The organism is Lysinibacillus sp. NPDC093190 (genome assembly GCF_050280425.1).
In the GTDB taxonomy this organism is placed as follows: domain Bacteria; phylum Bacillota; class Bacilli; order Bacillales_A; family Planococcaceae; genus Lysinibacillus.
On record NZ_JBNNVG010000001.1, the window covers coordinates 14,783 to 32,619 of the forward strand.

Consider the following 17,837-nt stretch of genomic DNA (forward strand, 5'->3'; position numbering starts at 1 on the left):
GTTATCACAGGACGTGATGGTTTTAGCCTTCGTTCCTCTATTGCTGACCCCCAAGGAGTCGCCCAGTCTCCACTCCAATCAACCACTTCACAAGCATCAGTATATTTTTATAGAAAAGTAAAAAATATTACATCAAAAAAACGCAAGAAATCAACTTTTCTAAAATTGATTTCTTGCGCTTTGAGGTTATCGAATACTCATTTTAAATTCTAAAAACAGCTCATTGTATTTGCCTAAGTAATCAGGACCTAGGTTTTTATAAACTTCTAATGTTTTACGTTGTTCTTCAGAAGGATAGAAGCGCTTATCAGAGACAACTTCCTTATCCATTACCTTCATCGCTGCAATATTAGGGGTAGAATAGCCTACATAATCAGCATTTTTAGCACCTGATTTAGCTTTCAGCATAAAATTAATGAAGGCATGTGCACCATCTATATTTTTTGATGTTTTTGGGATAACCATATTGTCAAACCATAAATTTGAGCCTTCTTTTGGTACAGCAAAGTCTAATTCTTCATTTTCTGACAACATGTCAGCTGCTTGACCAGACCAAGTGAGTGCCACAGCAGCTTCATTATTAACCATCAGCGGTGTAATTTCATCCCCGATAATGGCTTTAACATTCGGCGCCAATGTGATTAGTTTATCAGTAGCTTTACGTAGCTCCTGGTTATTTAAAGAGTTGAGTGAGTAGCCAAGGCTGTTTAAGCCCATACCAATCACCTCACGTGCACCATCTACTAAAAAGACTTTACGTTTTAACGAAGGGTCCCATAGGTCCTTCCAAGATGAGAAGTCTAAATTTTCAACGAGCTTTGGATTATAAACAATGCCGACTGTTCCCCAGAAATATGGAACAGAATATTTATTGTCGTCATCAAATGGTAAATCTAAAAAATAAGGATCGATATTTTTTAAATTAGGAATTTTCGTTTTATCTAAAGGAATAAGTAAGTTTTCTTCCTTCATTTTTTCAATCATATATTCAGAAGGTACTGCGATATCGTAAGCTGTACCACCTTGTTGAATTTTTGTCATCATTGCTTCATTTGAATCAAACGTTTCATAGATGACGTGAATGCCTGTTTCTTTTTCAAACTGCTTCAGTAAATCTGGGTCAATATATTCTCCCCAGTTAAAGATTGTTAACGTATCTTTACCACTTTTCCCACCGCCGGCACTTAGGGCGTCAGCAGCATAGAACAAAAGGGCGGAAACGACAAGGATTGCGACTGTTGCTTGAATTAATTGCTTCATTGAGTTCCCCCCGTTCTTTTACTAGCGCGGCTTGTAATGAAGTAATAGCCAACTACGACGATAACTGTTACAAAGAATACTAAACCAGAAATAGCGTTTACCGTTAAGGAAATACCGGCACGAGCCATAGAGTAAATTTCAACAGATAAAGTACTAAAGCCGTTACCTGTCACGAAAAATGTTACCGCAAAATCATCAAGAGAATACGTTAAGGCAAGGAAGAACCCCGCAAAAATCCCTGGTTGAATATACGGTAAAATAACACGCATCATGACATCTTTTTTCGTTGCTCCTAAATCTAATGCAGCATCGATTAATGATTTATTCATTTCTAATAGTTTCGGTAAAACCATTAGTACAACAATTGGGACACTGAACGCTACATGTGCTATTAACACAGAAGTAAAGCCTAATTTAATACCAATCATTGTGAATAAAATTAAAAAGCTTGCACCAATAATGACATCTGGGCTAACAATTAACACATTGTTTAAAGAAAGTAGGGTATTGCGCATTTTTGAATCTTTAACAGTGACAATGCCAATAGCTCCTAGTGTCCCGATGATTGTAGAAATCAATGCAGAGAGTAATGCCACAATCACTGTGTTAATTAGAATTACGAGTAGACGTGAATCCTCAAACACAGCTTTATAATGTTCTAACGTAAAGGACTCAAAATTATTCATCGATCCGCCACTATTGAACGAATAGAAGACTAAATAGAAGATAGGTGCATACAAAACGATAAAAACAATCGCTAAATACACTCTTGCTGTAGCAGATAGTTTTTTCATCGTACGCGACCTCCTTTATCTTTTTTCTGTCCCGTAATTAACATAACGATGACCATAAATAAAATTAAGAACACAGCAATTGTTGAACCCATTCCCCAGTTTTGAGTTACAAGGAATTGTTGTTCAATAGCTGTACCCAGTGTAATAACACGGTTTCCTGCAATTAAACGAGTAATCATGAAAAGTGATAATGCAGGAATAAATACAACTTGAATACCTGATTTAACACCGTCCATTGTTAAAGGCAATATAACGCGACGGAATGTAGTAAAGGCAGATGCCCCTAAATCACGTGCTGCATAAATAAGAGCCGGATTTAAACGATCCAATGAGTTGAAAATCGGTAAAATCATAAATGGAATAAAAATATAAACGGAAACGAACACAAAGCTAATGTCAGTAAATAGCATTTGCTTCGGATCAAAACCAAATACTTCGATAAATGCATTTAATGGACCGTATAAGCCGAAAATCCCGATAAAGGCATATGTTTTTAACAAAAGATTAATCCAAGAAGGAATAATAATTAGCAAAAGCCAAAGCTGTTTATGTTTCGTCTTAGTTAAAAAATAGGCTGTTGGATACGAAACAAGTAACGTAAAGAACGTAATTAAAAACGCATACCAGAATGAACTTAATGTCATTTTTAAATAAACCGAAGAAAAGAATGCTTTGTAGTTATCGAGCGTGAAATTGCCATGTATATCTAGTAGGGAATAGTAAACAACGAGTGCAATCGGCGCGATAACGAAAAACGCAATCCATAAAACATATGGAAATAAAGCTGATTTCGAAGTCTTAGTTTGCATCTTCGTCGTCTCCATACGCCTCTAAACGTTTATCGAATTCTTCTTCTGTTTCATTTAAGCGCATTACATGAATTGCTTCTGGATCGAAGTCTAAGCCAATTTCTGTCCCTACTTCAGCTTTTTTCAATGAATGTACAAGCCATTCATTCCCATCTTTGTCATAAGTGGATAATTCATAATGCACCCCACGGAACAATTGAGTATCAACTTTCACGACAAGTTTGCCTTTATCGATTGTTGTCATTTCTAAATCCTCTGGTCGAATGACAATATCAATTTTTTCGTTTGGTCTCATACCTTGGTCAACACATTCAAAAACTTTACCAGCAAATTCTACTTTGAAATCTTCAATCATTACGCCAGGAACAATATTTGATTCACCAATAAAATCAGCAACGAAGCGGTTAATTGGCTCATCATAAATATCTACTGGTGTACCAGATTGTTGAATTTCACCTTCACTTAAAACAAATATTTCATCACTCATCGCAAGTGCTTCTTCTTGATCGTGTGTGACAAAGACAAATGTTTTCCCAAGGCGTTGTTGTAACTCTCGTAGTTCATATTGCATCTCTGTACGTAGCTTTAAATCTAAAGCAGAAAGAGGCTCATCCAGTAAAATTACTTCAGGATCATTCACAATCGCACGAGCAATAGCAACACGCTGACGTTGGCCACCTGACATTTCAGAAATTTCACGATTGCTATAGCCTGCTAAGTTAACGAATTTTAATGCTTCAGCAACACGGTTTTTAATTTCACTTTCAGGGAGTTTTTTTATGCGAAGTCCAAATGCGACGTTTTCAAAGACATTTAAATGAGGAAATAACGCATAATCCTGAAAAACAGTATTTACTTGGCGTTCATTTGCTGGCACGGAGTTGATTTTTTTATCATGAAAATAGATATTTCCTGTAGTCGGTTCTGTGAATCCAGCAATCATACGTAAAATAGTTGTTTTACCACAACCAGAAGGACCTAGCAGTGTATAGAATTTTCCCTTTTCTAGCTCCAAGTTAATGTTTTTTAAGACGACCGTGCCGTCATTATAGGACTTTGAAACGTTTTCAAAGCGGATAATCGAATTCGTTGTCATAGATGTGCCTCCTTAAGCTATAAATATGAATCCGTTGCGACAAGTAAAATTTTTGTTTCATCAGCATGTGCATTAAAAATTTGATGATTATCTGTCGCATCAAAATAGAGAGCATTACCTTCACTCGCTATGTACTGCTCATCTCCTAAAACGAGACGAATACGCCCTTCGACAACATAAATAAATGTTTCCGAGAGTGAGGGCTCAAACTGTTTGAATTCCCCCTCAGCAGCAAGTGTTAAGAAAATAGGCTCCATCTCTTTTTCGTTTGATGTAGGAATGAGCCACTGAATTTCATATTTTTTTTCTTCATCTGTATAAGTGGATTGATCTTCCTCTGTATATACAACCTTTTGTTCAGGTGATTCATCATCGAAAAATTCCTTAGGTGTTGACCCTAAAACTTCTAATATTGAAAATAAAGATTCAATGGAAGGTGAATTAAGATCACGTTCTAATTGAGAGATATACCCTTTACTTAAATCTGTACGTTCTCCAAGCTCCTCTTGGGTAAGACCTTTTTTTAAACGAAGCGCTTTGATTTTTGCTCCTATTTGCATCTTTTCCCTCCTAGAAGAAGTTTAGCAATCATAAACTTTTGAAATATGAAGTTTACTTTAACGAAACTTTTAGTTTACTAAAACCATTACAATTATACATAATAATAAAGAATTTGCAATCGTTTTTTATGAAAAAAAAGAAGATGAAATTTTTAGAAATTATACATAAATATCGCATAGAAAAATTTTGTTTAAATAAGAATAAAATTGTTAAAAATAGCTAATAAATATGCTGTAGCAGCTATACCATTTGGGGATTTGACGGAAATTTGTCAGATAATTTAAAATGCGCACTTTTGTGAAGTTTACTTGTTTGAAAAACTACGATTACTCTGTTATCGTAGAAGACGAGTTCGCTGGTGCGAATGGAATATATACACTACATATTTAATCGGAGGGATTTATAATGGCAGAACGCATGGTAGGTAAACAAGCACCTAACTTTACAATGGAAGCAGTACTTCCAGACAAATCATTTGGTAAAGTATCATTAGAAGACATTAAAGCACAAGACAAATGGACAGTTCTTTTCTTCTATCCAATGGACTTCACTTTCGTATGTCCAACAGAAATCACTGCAATGAGCGATCGTTACGATGAGTTCGAAGACTTAGATGCAGAAGTAATCGGTGTTTCTACTGATACAATCCACACTCACTTAGCTTGGATTAACACTGACCGCACTAAAAATGGTCTTGGTGAGTTAAAATATCCATTAGCAGCAGATACAAATCACGAAATTTCAAAAGAATATGGTGTATTAATTGAAGAAGAAGGTATCGCACTACGCGGTTTATTCATCATCAACCCAGAAGGCGAATTAAAATACCAAACAGTATTCGATAACAACATCGGCCGTGATGTAGATGAAACTTTACGTGTACTTCAAGCTTTACAAACTGGTGGTCTTTGCCCAGCAAACTGGCGCCCAGGTCAAGCAACTCTATAATTTAAGAAGAGTTTTTATGTCAGGCATTGAACTGAATTCGAGGCTTGGCGAAATTGATCATTCAAAAATAAAGAGTCCCCACAGCAAGTTTGTGGGGATTTTTTTAAACTTGATATAGAAAAAGGTTCATCACCAAAAATTGTGGATGACTTTTGTTAAAACGTCTACTATGTAAATAAGTTGATTGGAGTGGAGGCTGGGCGATTCCTTGGGGATTAGCGATAGGGGAACGAAGGCTAAGAGCATCACATCCTGTGATAACGCCTTCGTGACCAACATCGTGTTGGCCCGAGACCCTGCAGCGAAGCGAAGCGGCTCATCGGACGCCTCCAGGAAGCTTTGCTCTGTGCGAAAGCGAAGCGACAGCAACAAAGCGCCCAGACGGAACGGAAATCAACCACACGTTTTGATAATGGTCCTAGAAAAAGGAAAAAGGAGAATGTTTTATGAAACTTCGTGAACAAATGCCTGAACTTGTAGGCGCAACGACTTGGTTAAATGGTGAAGTAACAAAAGCGGAATTAGTAGGCGAAAAACCAACATTAATCCACTTTTGGTCAGTTAGTTGCCATCTATGTAAAGAGGCAATGCCGGATGTGAACAATTTCCGTGACCAATACAAAGATGAGTTAAACGTTATTGCAGTGCATATGCCACGTTCTGAGGAAGATACAAATTTAGAAACAATCAAATCGGTAGCAGCAGAACATGACATTGTTCAACCAATCTTTGTAGATAGCGAATTAAAGCTAACAGATGCTTTTGAAAATCAATACGTACCTGCGTATTTTGTGTTCGATAAAGATGGTCAGCTTCGTCACATGCAAGCTGGTGGTAGCGGTATGAAAATGCTAGAAAAACGTGTGAATCGTGTTTTAGATGAAATGCGCAACGCATAAAATTGCAGATTAAGAGGCGAGGATATTTTATTCCTCGTCTTTTTTATGGAAAAAAGACGGGAGGGGAATCGGAGAGGTATCCTAGTTACCTGAACGGAAAAATCGGGCGGAACGTTCATAATCCGACCCGATCGAAAAAGCCCCAAGCCAAGCGTCCTAAGAAGTACCCTAAACAAAAAAGAGAACCAAGTGACCCTAATATGACTAGTATTCCTACAAAGGTTTCTATTAGATGTCTTTTATTGACGAATTGTCTCTTGTTTTGACGATACATATAGCAGAGAATACGTTACAATAATGGTATAGTAGTTTTCGGAGGGATTTTTAATGATGAAAAAAGAGTTTGCTGTCATTGGACTTGGACGTTTTGGAGGAAGCATCTGCCGCGAACTAATGAGTCAAGGCGCACAAGTTATGGCGATAGATCATTCCTCAGAGCGGGTGGACGAGTTTGCTTCCATTGCCACACAGGCCGTTATCGCAGATTCGACGGATGAGTCGGTATTAATTTCATTAGGTATTCGTAATTTTGAGCATGTTATCGTAGCGATTGGTGAAGATATTCAAGCTAGTATTTTGACGACTATTATTTTAAAAGAAATAGGCGTGCAGCAGATTACTGTAAAGGCACAGAATGATTACCATGAAAAAGTTCTGCGTAAAATTGGTGCAGATTTTGTCGTGCATCCTGAGCGTGATATGGGGATACGAATTGCCAATAATATGCTGTCTAATACAGTGCTTGATTATTTGGAGCTTTCGGATGAACATTCAATTATGGAGCTTAAGGCCAATGATGCGATTGCAGGTTACTCCATTATGGATTTAGATATTCGTGCAAAGTATGGGATTAATATTGTAGGTCTTAAGCGTGGTGCAGATATCATCGTGTCTCCACAGGCGAGTGATAAAATTTTGCTAGGAGATATTATGCTTGTCATTGGGGCTGATGTAGATATTAACCGCTTTGTCAAAAAGGCATTGAATGGATAATGAAAATGAATAAACGAAGATGGAGACTAGTTATATTTGCTGCAATTATTCTTATTGGCGCTTTTACATTGCAGTTTCGCGAAAAAAATGAGGAAGAGGCTATTTCTCACGTTTTAGATCACGCAGCAGAAATTGATGCAGTCGAGCTATTTAAAGGAGAGCAATCTTTATTTAGAGTAACAGGTCAAGATGCAACAGCCTATATTGAAAACTATCCTCTAAGCCATGTTAAGAAACTAAGCAAAAAAGAACGAACTATATTTGAAGAAAAACCACTCTATCATATTGTCTACGAAATTAAAGGAGAGCCTTTATATGAGGTGGATATTTTAAAGGTCGCGATTAGCTCTGAGCTAAGTGAGGAATTACAGCAGATGGTTTTTAATATTGGGGATCAGCAATATTTGATATATTGGGCAAAAGAGAAAAAAGCACTCGAGCAATCGGCAAGTACGCAACGCTTGCTTGAACAATATGTTAAATAAAAAGGGGTAGTGAAACAGCAACTAGCTGTCATCACTACCCTTTCTTGATAAAGCAAATTAATGGATAATCAAGGGCATAGTTTTCGTCTAGGCTAAAGTGCTAGGATACAATAGTAGTTTTTCCCTGAAGTGCACGTTCTTGCATTTCTACATCAAACTCTTTTTCAGATTTTGATACGACTACACAAGCTACACCGTTACCAATTAAATTTGTTACGGCACGTGCCTCAGACATGAAGCGGTCAACACCAATTAATAGCGCAATTCCTTCGACTGGAATCATTGGGAAGGCAGCAAGTGTCGCTGCTAATGTGATAAAACCAGAACCAGTTACACCAGCTGCTCCTTTGGATGTAATCATTAAAATCCCAAGAAGTGTAAGAATCTGAATCCACGTCAATTCCATTCCGTATGCTTGTGCAATAAATAATGCAGCCATTGATAGGTAGATGGAAGTTCCATCAAGATTGAAGGAATAACCAGTTGGTACTACTAAACCAACAACTTGTTTAGAGCAGCCAAAGTTTTCTAATTTACGCATCATAGATGGCAAGGCAGATTCAGATGATGAAGTACCAATTACTAAGAAAATCTCCTCTTTAATATAAGCAATAAATTTAAAAATGTTGAAGCCGAAGAATTTTGCGATTGTTCCTAAAATAAAAACTACGAATAAGAACATTGTAATGTATACTGCAGCCATTAATAGACCTAAGTTGCCTAACGATTTCAAACCAAAATTACCAATCGTATAGGCCATTGCACCAAAAGCACCTATTGGAGATATTTTCATCACCATGCTTACGATTTTGAAGAAAATTTCTGCCACTTGTTCAAAAAATGTGATGACAGGTTTTGCAGGTGCGCCAATAGAAGCAGCAGCTAAGCCGAACAAGATTGCAGAGAATAACACAGGAAGTAATTGTCCTGTTGCAAGTGCACCTACAACGTTTTCAGGAATAATGCTAGAGATAAAAGCACCTAAGCCTTGCTCAGACTCTGCTGCAGCAGATGTATATTTTGAGATATCGGCTTCGGGAGCACCTGATGTATCTAAACCTGTACCAGGGCTAACGATCAAGGCAACAGCAATACCGATTGCTAAGGCAATGGTAGAGACAACTTCGAAATACAGTAACGCCTTTCCTCCGATTTTTCCAACTTTTTTCATATCTCCCATACTACCGATTCCGATTACAACTGTTAAGAAGATAATAGGGGCGATTAACATTTTAATTAGCTTAATGAATAAGTCAGCCAGGATTTTAAGGCTTGCACCAAACTCAGGGAAGATAGCCCCAACAATCACCCCTAGAATAATTGCAGCTATCACCTGAACGGTCAGATTTTTCAGTAATTTCACTTTATGCTACCTCTTTTCTAAATTTTCTCTTTGATATCGTTTTCACTAGAATTATCATAGCGAATCCTTTTAGAAAAAAGAGGTTTAGAAAATAAGAAACATATCGTTCATTAAGTACATTCATCCATATTTTAAATAAAACGTAGTGTTTTCAATAACTTAAGCTGTTATGATACTCTGCGAATAATTTACTATTGTTATAATACAAAAATAATTATTGAAAGAAAATTTAGTTTTATGTCAATTTTTCGTAATATTGTTCATTAAGTTCATGACTTTCTCCTACTTATGTCAACTAAAAGTGTTGTCAAAAGATTTTTTTGAAGATAATCTTAAAAGCATATCATTGATAGAAGTGACATTCTGAGCCTGAGTAAAATCCGCCCATTAAGCTTTTCTAATAGTGAAATGCAAATTTGGAAAGGAAGGAATATTAAATGATAAAAATGCCTGTAAACGGCAAAATCCTGTTAGTGACATTTTTAATCATTGCATTCTCCTTTTTACTTGGTGGCATTTTTGTACTTGGAAACCTCTTAACTGAGCAAGAAAAGGAGTTTGGTCAGCGTGCTATGCTCGTTGCGCGGACTGTATCAAATGTGCCAGAAATCAGTATGCATTTGAAAAATGACAATATTAAAGAAGCGGCGAAAAATGTCAATAAAATTGTAGATGGAATTCGTGTTGTTAATAAAGCAGAGTATATTGTTGTAATGAATATGGATCGTATTAAACTATCTCACCCAGTTAGTAAAGAAATAGGGCAGCGTAGTGAATCACAGGATTTAAATGCTTCCTTTAGTGAGCATTATTATGTATCGAAGGCGCAAGGGGAAGCCGGTGTAATGATTCGAGCTTTCGTCCCCATCATTGATGACAAAAAAGAACAAGTAGGTATTGTCGTTGTAGGGTATTCACTGCCAACTTTTATAGAAATGTTGCAAAATTATGAGCATGAAATTTTTATAACTTTTCTTATATCGCTTGTTTTTAGTATTTGGGGGGCATATACACTTGGCCGACATATTAAAAAGCAAATGTTTGGGCTTGAGCCTCATGAGATTGCAAAGATGTATGTGGAACGAACAGAAACGTTCAATGCTATGCATGAAGGCATTATAGCGGTCGATAAAGGAATGAATATTACAATTTTTAATGAAAAAGCAGCTGATATATTAGGAGTTACTAGAAAGATAGAGGATTGTATCGGGGAAAAGATTTATGATGTTTTACCTGACACACGATTGCCTGAAATTGTTGAAACAGCAACACCAGTATACAATCAAGAGCTCTACATCAATCATCATAGTATTTTGAGTAATCGTGTCCCGATTATTGTAAATGGTGAGTTAGTTGGAGCAGTTGCTATGTTTAAAGATTTAACAGCAGTGAAAAAGCTTGCGGAAGAAGTAACAGGTGTTAAAGCATTTGTGCAAGCACTGCGTGTACAAACACATGAGCATAAAAATAAGCTTCATACTATTGCAGGACTTCTGCAATTGGGACATACAAAGCAGGCACTTGAATACGTTACAGCTACTACCGAAAATGAAGCTTCTTTAACGAAGTTTTTGAATGAACGCTTTCATAATGAAAATATTTCAGGATTATTGCTAAGTAAAGTTAGTTATGGCAAGGAATTAGGCATACAAGTAGAAATCGATCGAAAAAGTCATTTTAAACGCTTTCCACCATTATTAGATCACCACGATTTTGTCGTCTTGTTAGGAAATTTAATTGAAAATGCATTTGAAGCGCTAAATGTTCTTTCAAAGGATGATAAATATGTAGCGATTTCTGTAGATGAGCATGACGGTGTGCTAGCAATTGCTGTTTCTGATAATGGAATCGGGATGTCTGAAGGGGTGCAAGCTCGTATGTTTGAAAATGGATTTTCTACAAAGGCAAGTGAGAATCGCGGTATTGGCTTGCATCTAATACATGAAATCGTAAGAAAAGGTAATGGCGATATTGAGGTAGTTAGTGAATTTATGAAAGGGACAAGTTTCTTAATCTTATTCGAGTTAGGGGAAGAGTAGATGGATGTAATAAATGTGTTATTAATTGAAGATGATCCGATGGTACGAGAAGTGAACAGGCAATTTATTGAGCAAATCAAAGGATTTTCACTGATAGGCTATGCTAGTAATGGGATAGAAGGGGTAGAGAAGATTAAACAATTAAACCCTGAACTTGTCTTTATGGATATTTTTATGCCAGAGCAGGATGGTATTATTACGCTAGGAAAAATTCGTGAAGAACATATTCCAGTTGATGTTATTGCCGTAACTGCTGCGAATGATATGTCTACTGTGCAGCGAATTTTACACCTAGGCGTCTATGATTATATTATGAAACCTTTTACGTTTGAACGAATTGAACAAACTTTAAAGAATTATCAAGCTTATAGAAAGAAAATAAGTGGTATGCAAGATCTAACACAGCATGATGTGGATCATCTAATGCAGCAACGTATCCCTGAGCAAATAGTTGTTCCTCCAATCACTGAGACAATCATAATTGACGAGCTACCAAAGGGTTTTAACCGAGCAACATTAGACAAGGTACTTGCCTTTATTCAAGAGAGTAACGAAGCCGTATCAGCGGAAGAAGTGTCCACGTATATTGGAACGGCTCGTGTAACAGCTCGACGTTACTTGGATTTTTTAGAAAAACAAAATTTATTAAAGGTGGATATACAATATGGCAGTGTGGGACGTCCTATCCATCGATATTATATTTAACTTCTTTCAGCAATTATTTTCTGTACCGAAAGCGTAGCGACAGGTACAGAAGTCTCCCTCCTCTAATCTGAATTGGTTGTCTTATAAAGCTGTTTAATACATCTTTTATAGGGCACCTTTTTGTTTTTGGTTTCTCACCAATATACGGATTAGATTCTTGGAAGAAAGGGTATAGAGAAAAATAGACTCAAAAAGAGAGAATAAAATATGCTTTAACCCGAGAGACAAACTTGCTTTGACGATACATATAACAGAGAATACGTTACAATAATGGTATATTGTTTTAAGAGGATTTTTTTATCTAAAAAGAATCTGCTGTCAATGAACAGACGTATAAAGTTTCAAGAAAGCATATGGGGAGTAGGTTTAATACATGTTCAACGTTCGAAAAGAGTCGCTATTTAAATTTTTGAAAATTCTATTTCCAATAGCACTTTTAGCAATAGCAATTTATGAAATTCTACAAACGATAAGTGGGATAGATGTTCATTTGCTTCAGAAAGAAGTCAATGAATTGCAGATATGGAAGCTCTTATTTATTCTTTTTATCACCTTCTGTGCTATTACACCGATGATTTTTTATGATGTTATTTTAGTGAAAATGTTAGGAATCAAAATAAACAATCGTATTTTGCTGAATCATTCATTTATTGTGAATACCTTCTCAAATCTTATTGGCTTTGGTGGTTTAGTTGGCGTATTTCTGCGTAATTATTTCTATTCGAAATATAAAGAGGATAAGGAAGACTTGTTAAAAAGCATTGCCTCCGTAACACTCTTTTATTTAACAGGAATTTCGCTGTTAGCCTGGATTATGTATATATTCTTTTGGGACTTCCCAATGTTAAAAGAAGTACGATGGTTAAAGATAGCAGTTATTCTTGTCAGCTTATATGTTCCAATTTTTATTGCTATGCTCATCATTCGCAATAAAAAATCAGGTTCTATAAATCCAAAGATTTCTCTTCAATTGATTGCAACTTCAGTAACTGAATGGCTTGCGGTCTTTTTAGTTATCTGGATATTAACTTTTATTTTAAAGATACCAATAGAATTATCCGGATTAATTCCCGTATTTCTAATTGCTTCCTGTGCGGGAATTGTCAGTATGATACCTGGTGGAGTTGGCTCATTTGACCTTGTTTTTTTATGGGGGACTCAAAGCTTAGGAATCGCTGATGAAAAGGTTCTTTTTTTATTAATTTTGTACCGGATTGGCTACTTTGTGCTTCCATTTTTGGTCTCTTCTCTTTTATTTGTAAAAGAATATTGGAAACGTTGGAATCAATCATGGGATGACTTGCCAAATGTTATTCTTCAGAAGCTGAGTCACATGTTATTAACGATATTGGTATTTCTCTCTGGCATTGTATTATTGCTCTCAGCATCGGTTCCGGGTATTTTAAGTCGACTAAAAATAGCTCAAGAATTTTTATCTTCGCCAATCATGCATGTCTCTCATCAACTAACTGTTGCAGCTGGTTTTATTCTCTTAGGGTTATGTAGGGGGATTAAATATAAAGTAAAAAGGGCATATCAGCTTAGTCTTATAGTGCTAAGTAGTTCCGCAATATTTTCAATTTTTAAAGGCTTGGACTATGAAGAAGCTATTTTTTTACTGATTGTCGCAGGGCTGTTAATTGCCTCAAAAAAACAATTTTACCGTGAAAGTTACGTTTTAACATGGGGAATCGTTTTGATTGACCTTGCTGCAGTGACAATCATTACAGCGATGTATGTATTGATTGGTTATGTGAACTTGCCTTCTTCCAAAATTCGTATTCCAGCCGCTCTACAGGAATACATCATTACAGATTACCGAGACCTATTTTATAGTGCAGTAATTGGCATCCTAATAGCAATTGTCATTTTTTATATAGGCTATTTTATCCGCGCACCTAAGAAAATGGAAAAGCTTTTATCAAGTGAGCAAGAAGAGATCATCAAAAATCATTTGATGACCTATAAAGGGACGGAGTATTCACATTTAATTTTTTTACATGACAAATATGTACATTGGAATAAAAAAGGTACAGTTTTATTTTCTTATCAAATATTTGCTGATAAGATCGTTGTACTAGGAGATCCAGTGGGAAATGAATCTGATTTTTTATCTGCTATTCAGGAGTTTTTGGAAATGGCAGATAAGCATGGTTATACACCAATCTTTTATGAAATTAACAATAAAATTTTCCCTTCATTACATGAGCATGGGTATAGTTTTTTTAAGCTTGGCGAGCAAGCTTTTGTAGATTTAGATAAGTTTACACTTACTGGTAAAGGAATGAAGGGACGTCGAGCTGTAAAAAATAAATTTGAACGAGAAAATTTTACAGTTGAAGTAGTAAGCCCCCCTTACTCACAGGAATTAATGAATGAATTGCAAGAAGTATCAACGAAATGGTTGCAGGGAAGGTCAGAAAAAGGTTTTTCTCTTGGCTTTTTTGATGAACACTATTTAAGCACTTCTAACATTGCCGCTTTACGTGGTGCAGAAGGGGTTATTGGCTTTGCCAGTCTCATGCCAATGTACGATAATGACGAAAGACTCTCAGTAGATCTCATGCGTTTTAAGCCGGGAGCACCGTCTGGAACGATGGATTTCATTTTCCTGTCGCTCTTTGAATGGGCAAAAGCAGAAGGCTATCGCGTTTTTAATATGGGGATGTCGCCATTATCAAATGTAGGACAGTCTAGGTATTCCTTTTTGAGTGAAAAAATTGCAGCACAAATATTTTTACATGGCCAGCACTTCTACCATTTTAAAGGATTAAAAAACTTTAAATTAAAATATGCAGATTTTTGGGAGCCAAAGTATATAGCGTATCGAAAAAAATCTTCATTGCCTTTTACAATGGCACAAGTCACGTTATTAATTGGCAAAAAGAGAAAATAGATAGCCGAGTTCTTACTTTGCTTGCTAAGAGAAGAGTGGGAAGCTCAATAATCATTTTAATTAAATGCTGGTCGTACAAACATAATTATTTAGACGAAAGTATTCGCTCGGCCAATCCAAAAGAAGATGCATTGCAAAATTACTTTGCAATGCATCTTTTTTTATTATGGATTTTTATAGTCAGAAGAAAGATAAGGGCCGGAACGCCGGACATCGCTGATAAAAGAGCCGGAATCGCTGATAAAACATCGAACATCGCTGATAAAAGAGCCGGAATCGCTGATAAAACATCGAACATCGCTGATAAAAAAGCTAGAATCGCTGATAAAGTATCGAACATCGCTTGAAAACATTATGAATGTGGTATTCGGTATTCCAAATAGTATTTATTGGGCTTCATTACACGATGAAATAAAATATATGTAAAAAATGTAATTTTGTATTTGATTTTCCATTGGAGCTTTGTAATAATAGAGAAAATTTTAGTTTTGAGATAGGTGGTGATAAGTACAAATTTTTGTATATAGAACCTTTATGAGGCGGAGAAAGGCTCAAACGGTAAGTGAATTAGGGGAGGTATAGTACCGTGAAAAATTATATACAATACAATGCATTTCAGAATAAAGAGGTAATAATTGCGATACCTGCGCTTGGTGAACGTAAAGAAATGTACGCAGCATTAGCGAGCACCTTACCAGAAGCCCGTATGACTGACCTGCATCGTGCAGGCCTAAGCACAAAGCCGATTCCGGACGCAATTATGCCAAGGCATAATTGATAAAGAAAGGAGTTCGATAAAGATGTTAATAAGAGAGGCAATACGTGAAGATGCTGAACAGATCATAGCTGTCATAAAAAATGCGGAAGAGTCTAATTTAATGTTATTCGGGCCTGGTGAACGAAAGTTAGAGACGGAACAATTTACTAAATTTATCGAGAATATTCACAATAACAGTCATTCAGCTTTATTTATAGCTGAAATAGAAAAGAAAGTAGTTGGTTATTTAATTGTTCAAGGTAATAGCCCATCTAGAATAGCCCATCGAGCCAATATTGTCGTAGGTATTCATAGTGATTATAGAGGCCAGAAAATTGGCACGGCATTATTCAGTTACCTAAACGATTGGGCAAAAGAAAAGGGCATGTATCGCTTGGAACTGACAGTAATGGCGAACAACACTGCAGGTGTAGCATTATATGAAAAAATGGGATTTGAAATTGAGGGGGCTAAAAGACATTCCTTATATGTTGATGGGGAATACATGGATGAATATTGTATGTCAAAATTATTGTAAAAAAAGGAGTATCTAAATGAATCCAATAAGAAGCAGTAGCAGTATCAATATTGGTATTTTTTCTCCATCATCGCCAGCATCCGTCAGTGCCCTTTCTCGATATAAGCGTGCAAAAGCTTTTCTTGAACAAAGAAATATAAACTTAATTGAAGGAAGTCTAACTGGTAAATCTGATATTTATCGTTCTGGTACTCCAAAAGAGCGTGCTGAAGAATTAAATGAATTACTACGAAATCCAAACGTCCACATCATCATGGCGACAATCGGTGGTACAAATTCAAATAGTATGCTGCCATACATCGACTATGAGGCGTTTCAAAGTAATCCAAAAATCGTTGTTGGTTATTCTGATGCAACAGCGATTTTACTCGCGCTTTACGCAAAAACAGGAATTACAACTTTTTATGGTCCAGCTTTAGTTCCTTCCTTTGGTGAGTTTGAGCCATTAGTTAATGATACATATCAATTCTTCGAGAACTACTTTTTTAAATCGCAATCATTATCTTACGAAATTCCAATCCCTACATATTGGTCAGATGAACCTGTCAATTGGCTAGAAAAAACGGTGGAAAAAAAGTTATATAAGAATGAATGGTTGACGGTTCAAGAAGGAGTTACTGAAGGTAGATTAATTGGTGGCAATGTAAATGCTATGTATGGATTTATTGGTACTTCTTATTTCCCGATAATTAATGATGGAGATATCTTATTAATAGAAGATTGCGCTAAAAATACAGCTATCGTTGAGAAAAATTTTGCGATGCTGAAATTACATGGAGTATTTGAAAAAATAAGTGGCATTATTTTAGGTAAGCATGAACGCTATGATGATTTAGGGACTGGGCGTAAACCATATGAAATACTCCTTGAACAGTTAGACGGCATTGATATCCCGATTTTAGCAGAATTTGATATTTGCCATACTCACCCGATGCATCCAATTGCTGTAGGAAAACTAGTAAGATTAGATGCCACGGCCAAAAAAGTCTATTGTATTGAGAAATGGTTGTAAATTAAATAAGCCCTGCTGATTTTTTGCAGGGCTTAGTCCAATTATGAATTAACATAGTCATCGTCTGTAATAGCATACATTTTCACATTTTGATGAATTCCCTTAACAAACATACTTTTTCGTAAAATACCCTCGAAAAGCATACCTGATTTTTCCATCACTTTTTGAGAACCAATATTCTCCTCAAAGCATCGAGCTTGAATTCGCACTAATCCTAATTCCTTAAAGCCAAAATCGATTAGTTTTTTTGCCGCTTCAGTCGTTATCCCTTTATTCCAATAAGCTTCAGAAAGAACATAACCAATCTCCGCAAATTTATGTGTTTCGTTAATTGAAACGAAGTCAATGGTGCCAATCAATTTTTGCTCATATTCAATACCCCAAAACAAGTGTTGACCTTGTTGATAACCGGTTAAAATCAATGCAATAAAATCCTTTGTTTCATCTAAACTTTTATGTGCGTCCCATGTCACATAACGAGCTACATGTTCACTGGAAGCATAATGAAATATGGCTTCTACGTCATTCAGTGTAACTGGCCTTAATGTTAATCTTTCAGTTTTTAAAACAGGCACTGCTTGTTTTAAATCGCTCATAAAACTCTCCCTTCATTATGAAACCGTCTTAGTATTAATTATAGCAAGACTTGCCTTTTATGATAGAGCGTATTATTACAAAGTGA

Annotated in this window: 18 protein-coding genes; 11 read left to right on the forward strand and 7 right to left on the reverse strand. The window is 36.1% G+C overall.

Going from position 1 to position 17,837, the window contains the following annotated elements; all coding sequences use genetic code 11:
* Positions 1 to 186: 186 nt before the first annotated feature.
* The 5 genes from ACQKOF_RS00085 to ACQKOF_RS00105 are packed head-to-tail and all read right to left on the reverse strand — an operon-like array spanning position 187 to position 4,519.
* Positions 187 to 1,260, reverse strand: a complete 1,074-nt coding sequence (locus ACQKOF_RS00085) for an ABC transporter substrate-binding protein (protein WP_427552467.1) — start codon at positions 1,258 to 1,260, stop codon at positions 187 to 189.
* Entirely contained in the window at positions 1,257 to 2,054 is a 798-nt protein-coding gene (locus ACQKOF_RS00090) for an ABC transporter permease (RefSeq protein WP_387079681.1), read from the reverse strand. Before ACQKOF_RS00090 ends, ACQKOF_RS00085 begins: the two co-directional genes overlap by 4 nt.
* Entirely contained in the window at positions 2,051 to 2,863 is an 813-nt protein-coding gene (locus tag ACQKOF_RS00095; RefSeq protein WP_427552470.1) for an ABC transporter permease, read from the reverse strand. The genes ACQKOF_RS00090 and ACQKOF_RS00095 overlap by 4 nt, the downstream gene beginning before the upstream one ends.
* Positions 2,853 to 3,959, reverse strand: coding sequence for an ABC transporter ATP-binding protein (locus ACQKOF_RS00100; protein ID WP_427552472.1), 1,107 nt, complete (start codon positions 3,957 to 3,959; stop codon positions 2,853 to 2,855). Before ACQKOF_RS00100 ends, ACQKOF_RS00095 begins: the two co-directional genes overlap by 11 nt.
* A 17-nt stretch (positions 3,960 to 3,976) precedes the next feature.
* Positions 3,977 to 4,519, reverse strand: a complete 543-nt coding sequence (locus ACQKOF_RS00105; RefSeq protein WP_427552474.1) for a helix-turn-helix domain-containing protein — start codon at positions 4,517 to 4,519, stop codon at positions 3,977 to 3,979.
* 406 nt (positions 4,520 to 4,925) lie between these two features.
* Here ACQKOF_RS00105 and ACQKOF_RS00110 point away from each other — a divergent pair, with 406 nt between their 5' ends.
* From ACQKOF_RS00110 to ACQKOF_RS00125, 4 genes are all read left to right on the forward strand, one after another.
* Positions 4,926 to 5,468 carry a peroxiredoxin gene (locus tag ACQKOF_RS00110; RefSeq protein ID WP_053483466.1) on the forward strand — a complete coding sequence of 181 codons (543 nt, stop codon included), beginning with the start codon at positions 4,926 to 4,928 and terminating at the stop codon, positions 5,466 to 5,468.
* Positions 5,469 to 5,914: 446 nt separating this feature from the next.
* Complete coding sequence (locus tag ACQKOF_RS00115) at positions 5,915 to 6,367, forward strand: TlpA family protein disulfide reductase (protein ID WP_370045930.1); 453 nt, start codon at positions 5,915 to 5,917, stop codon at positions 6,365 to 6,367.
* 330 nt (positions 6,368 to 6,697) lie between these two features.
* The gene (locus tag ACQKOF_RS00120) at positions 6,698 to 7,360 is read left to right on the forward strand and encodes a potassium channel family protein (RefSeq protein WP_370046004.1); all 663 of its coding nucleotides are present in this window, start codon (positions 6,698 to 6,700) and stop codon (positions 7,358 to 7,360) included.
* Positions 7,361 to 7,365: 5 nt separating this feature from the next.
* Positions 7,366 to 7,845, forward strand: a complete 480-nt coding sequence (locus ACQKOF_RS00125) for a hypothetical protein (protein WP_427552476.1) — start codon at positions 7,366 to 7,368, stop codon at positions 7,843 to 7,845.
* Positions 7,846 to 7,945: 100 nt separating this feature from the next.
* Here the strand turns inward: ACQKOF_RS00125 and ACQKOF_RS00130 are convergent, their stop codons facing one another.
* Positions 7,946 to 9,208 (reverse strand): dicarboxylate/amino acid:cation symporter, encoded by a 1,263-nt coding sequence (locus ACQKOF_RS00130; protein WP_427552478.1) that lies wholly within the window; start codon positions 9,206 to 9,208, stop codon positions 7,946 to 7,948.
* 437 nt (positions 9,209 to 9,645) lie between these two features.
* Here ACQKOF_RS00130 and ACQKOF_RS00135 point away from each other — a divergent pair, with 437 nt between their 5' ends.
* The 7 genes from ACQKOF_RS00135 to ACQKOF_RS00165 all read left to right on the forward strand — a co-directional run bounded on the left by ACQKOF_RS00135 (position 9,646) and on the right by ACQKOF_RS00165 (position 17,155).
* Positions 9,646 to 11,247 (forward strand): ATP-binding protein, encoded by a 1,602-nt coding sequence (locus ACQKOF_RS00135; RefSeq protein ID WP_427552480.1) that lies wholly within the window; start codon positions 9,646 to 9,648, stop codon positions 11,245 to 11,247.
* Positions 11,248 to 11,952 (forward strand): response regulator, encoded by a 705-nt coding sequence (locus tag ACQKOF_RS00140; protein WP_427552482.1) that lies wholly within the window; start codon positions 11,248 to 11,250, stop codon positions 11,950 to 11,952.
* 373 nt (positions 11,953 to 12,325) lie between these two features.
* The gene (gene mprF / locus ACQKOF_RS00145) at positions 12,326 to 14,848 is read left to right on the forward strand and encodes a bifunctional lysylphosphatidylglycerol flippase/synthetase MprF (RefSeq protein WP_427552484.1); all 2,523 of its coding nucleotides are present in this window, start codon (positions 12,326 to 12,328) and stop codon (positions 14,846 to 14,848) included.
* 17 nt (positions 14,849 to 14,865) lie between these two features.
* Positions 14,866 to 15,195, forward strand: coding sequence for a hypothetical protein (locus ACQKOF_RS00150; protein WP_427552486.1), 330 nt, complete (start codon positions 14,866 to 14,868; stop codon positions 15,193 to 15,195).
* A 239-nt stretch (positions 15,196 to 15,434) separates the two neighbouring features.
* A complete protein-coding gene (locus ACQKOF_RS00155; protein WP_427552488.1) occupies positions 15,435 to 15,626 on the forward strand; it encodes a hypothetical protein in 192 nt (63 codons plus the stop codon).
* Between the two features lie 22 nt (positions 15,627 to 15,648).
* A complete protein-coding gene (locus tag ACQKOF_RS00160; protein ID WP_427552490.1) occupies positions 15,649 to 16,143 on the forward strand; it encodes an N-acetyltransferase family protein in 495 nt (164 codons plus the stop codon).
* Between the two features lie 16 nt (positions 16,144 to 16,159).
* A complete protein-coding gene (locus ACQKOF_RS00165; protein ID WP_427552492.1) occupies positions 16,160 to 17,155 on the forward strand; it encodes a S66 family peptidase in 996 nt (331 codons plus the stop codon).
* 41 nt (positions 17,156 to 17,196) lie between these two features.
* Here ACQKOF_RS00165 and ACQKOF_RS00170 read toward each other — a convergent pair whose 3' ends face one another.
* Positions 17,197 to 17,751, reverse strand: a complete 555-nt coding sequence (locus ACQKOF_RS00170; RefSeq protein WP_427552494.1) for a GNAT family N-acetyltransferase — start codon at positions 17,749 to 17,751, stop codon at positions 17,197 to 17,199.
* Between the last annotated feature and the right edge of the window lie 86 nt (positions 17,752 to 17,837).

Excerpts from the sequence above, each read along its gene's own strand:
- ACQKOF_RS00140 (WP_427552482.1), top strand. The coding sequence starts at position 11,248 with ATGGATGTAATAAATGTGTTATTAATTGAAGATGATCCGATGGTACGA.
- ACQKOF_RS00170 (WP_427552494.1), bottom strand. The coding sequence starts at position 17,751 with ATGAGCGATTTAAAACAAGCAGTGCCTGTTTTAAAAACTGAAAGATTA.
- ACQKOF_RS00110 (WP_053483466.1), top strand. The coding sequence starts at position 4,926 with ATGGCAGAACGCATGGTAGGTAAACAAGCACCTAACTTTACAATGGAA.
- ACQKOF_RS00095 (WP_427552470.1), bottom strand. The coding sequence starts at position 2,863 with ATGCAAACTAAGACTTCGAAATCAGCTTTATTTCCATATGTTTTATGG.
- ACQKOF_RS00160 (WP_427552490.1), top strand. The coding sequence starts at position 15,649 with ATGTTAATAAGAGAGGCAATACGTGAAGATGCTGAACAGATCATAGCT.
- ACQKOF_RS00105 (WP_427552474.1), bottom strand. The coding sequence starts at position 4,519 with ATGCAAATAGGAGCAAAAATCAAAGCGCTTCGTTTAAAAAAAGGTCTT.
- ACQKOF_RS00090 (WP_387079681.1), bottom strand. The coding sequence starts at position 2,054 with ATGAAAAAACTATCTGCTACAGCAAGAGTGTATTTAGCGATTGTTTTT.
- ACQKOF_RS00135 (WP_427552480.1), top strand. The coding sequence starts at position 9,646 with ATGATAAAAATGCCTGTAAACGGCAAAATCCTGTTAGTGACATTTTTA.
- ACQKOF_RS00165 (WP_427552492.1), top strand. The coding sequence starts at position 16,160 with ATGAATCCAATAAGAAGCAGTAGCAGTATCAATATTGGTATTTTTTCT.
- ACQKOF_RS00100 (WP_427552472.1), bottom strand. The coding sequence starts at position 3,959 with ATGACAACGAATTCGATTATCCGCTTTGAAAACGTTTCAAAGTCCTAT.
- ACQKOF_RS00120 (WP_370046004.1), top strand. The coding sequence starts at position 6,698 with ATGAAAAAAGAGTTTGCTGTCATTGGACTTGGACGTTTTGGAGGAAGC.
- ACQKOF_RS00085 (WP_427552467.1), bottom strand. The coding sequence starts at position 1,260 with ATGAAGCAATTAATTCAAGCAACAGTCGCAATCCTTGTCGTTTCCGCC.
- ACQKOF_RS00115 (WP_370045930.1), top strand. The coding sequence starts at position 5,915 with ATGAAACTTCGTGAACAAATGCCTGAACTTGTAGGCGCAACGACTTGG.
- mprF (WP_427552484.1), top strand. The coding sequence starts at position 12,326 with ATGTTCAACGTTCGAAAAGAGTCGCTATTTAAATTTTTGAAAATTCTA.
- ACQKOF_RS00125 (WP_427552476.1), top strand. The coding sequence starts at position 7,366 with ATGAATAAACGAAGATGGAGACTAGTTATATTTGCTGCAATTATTCTT.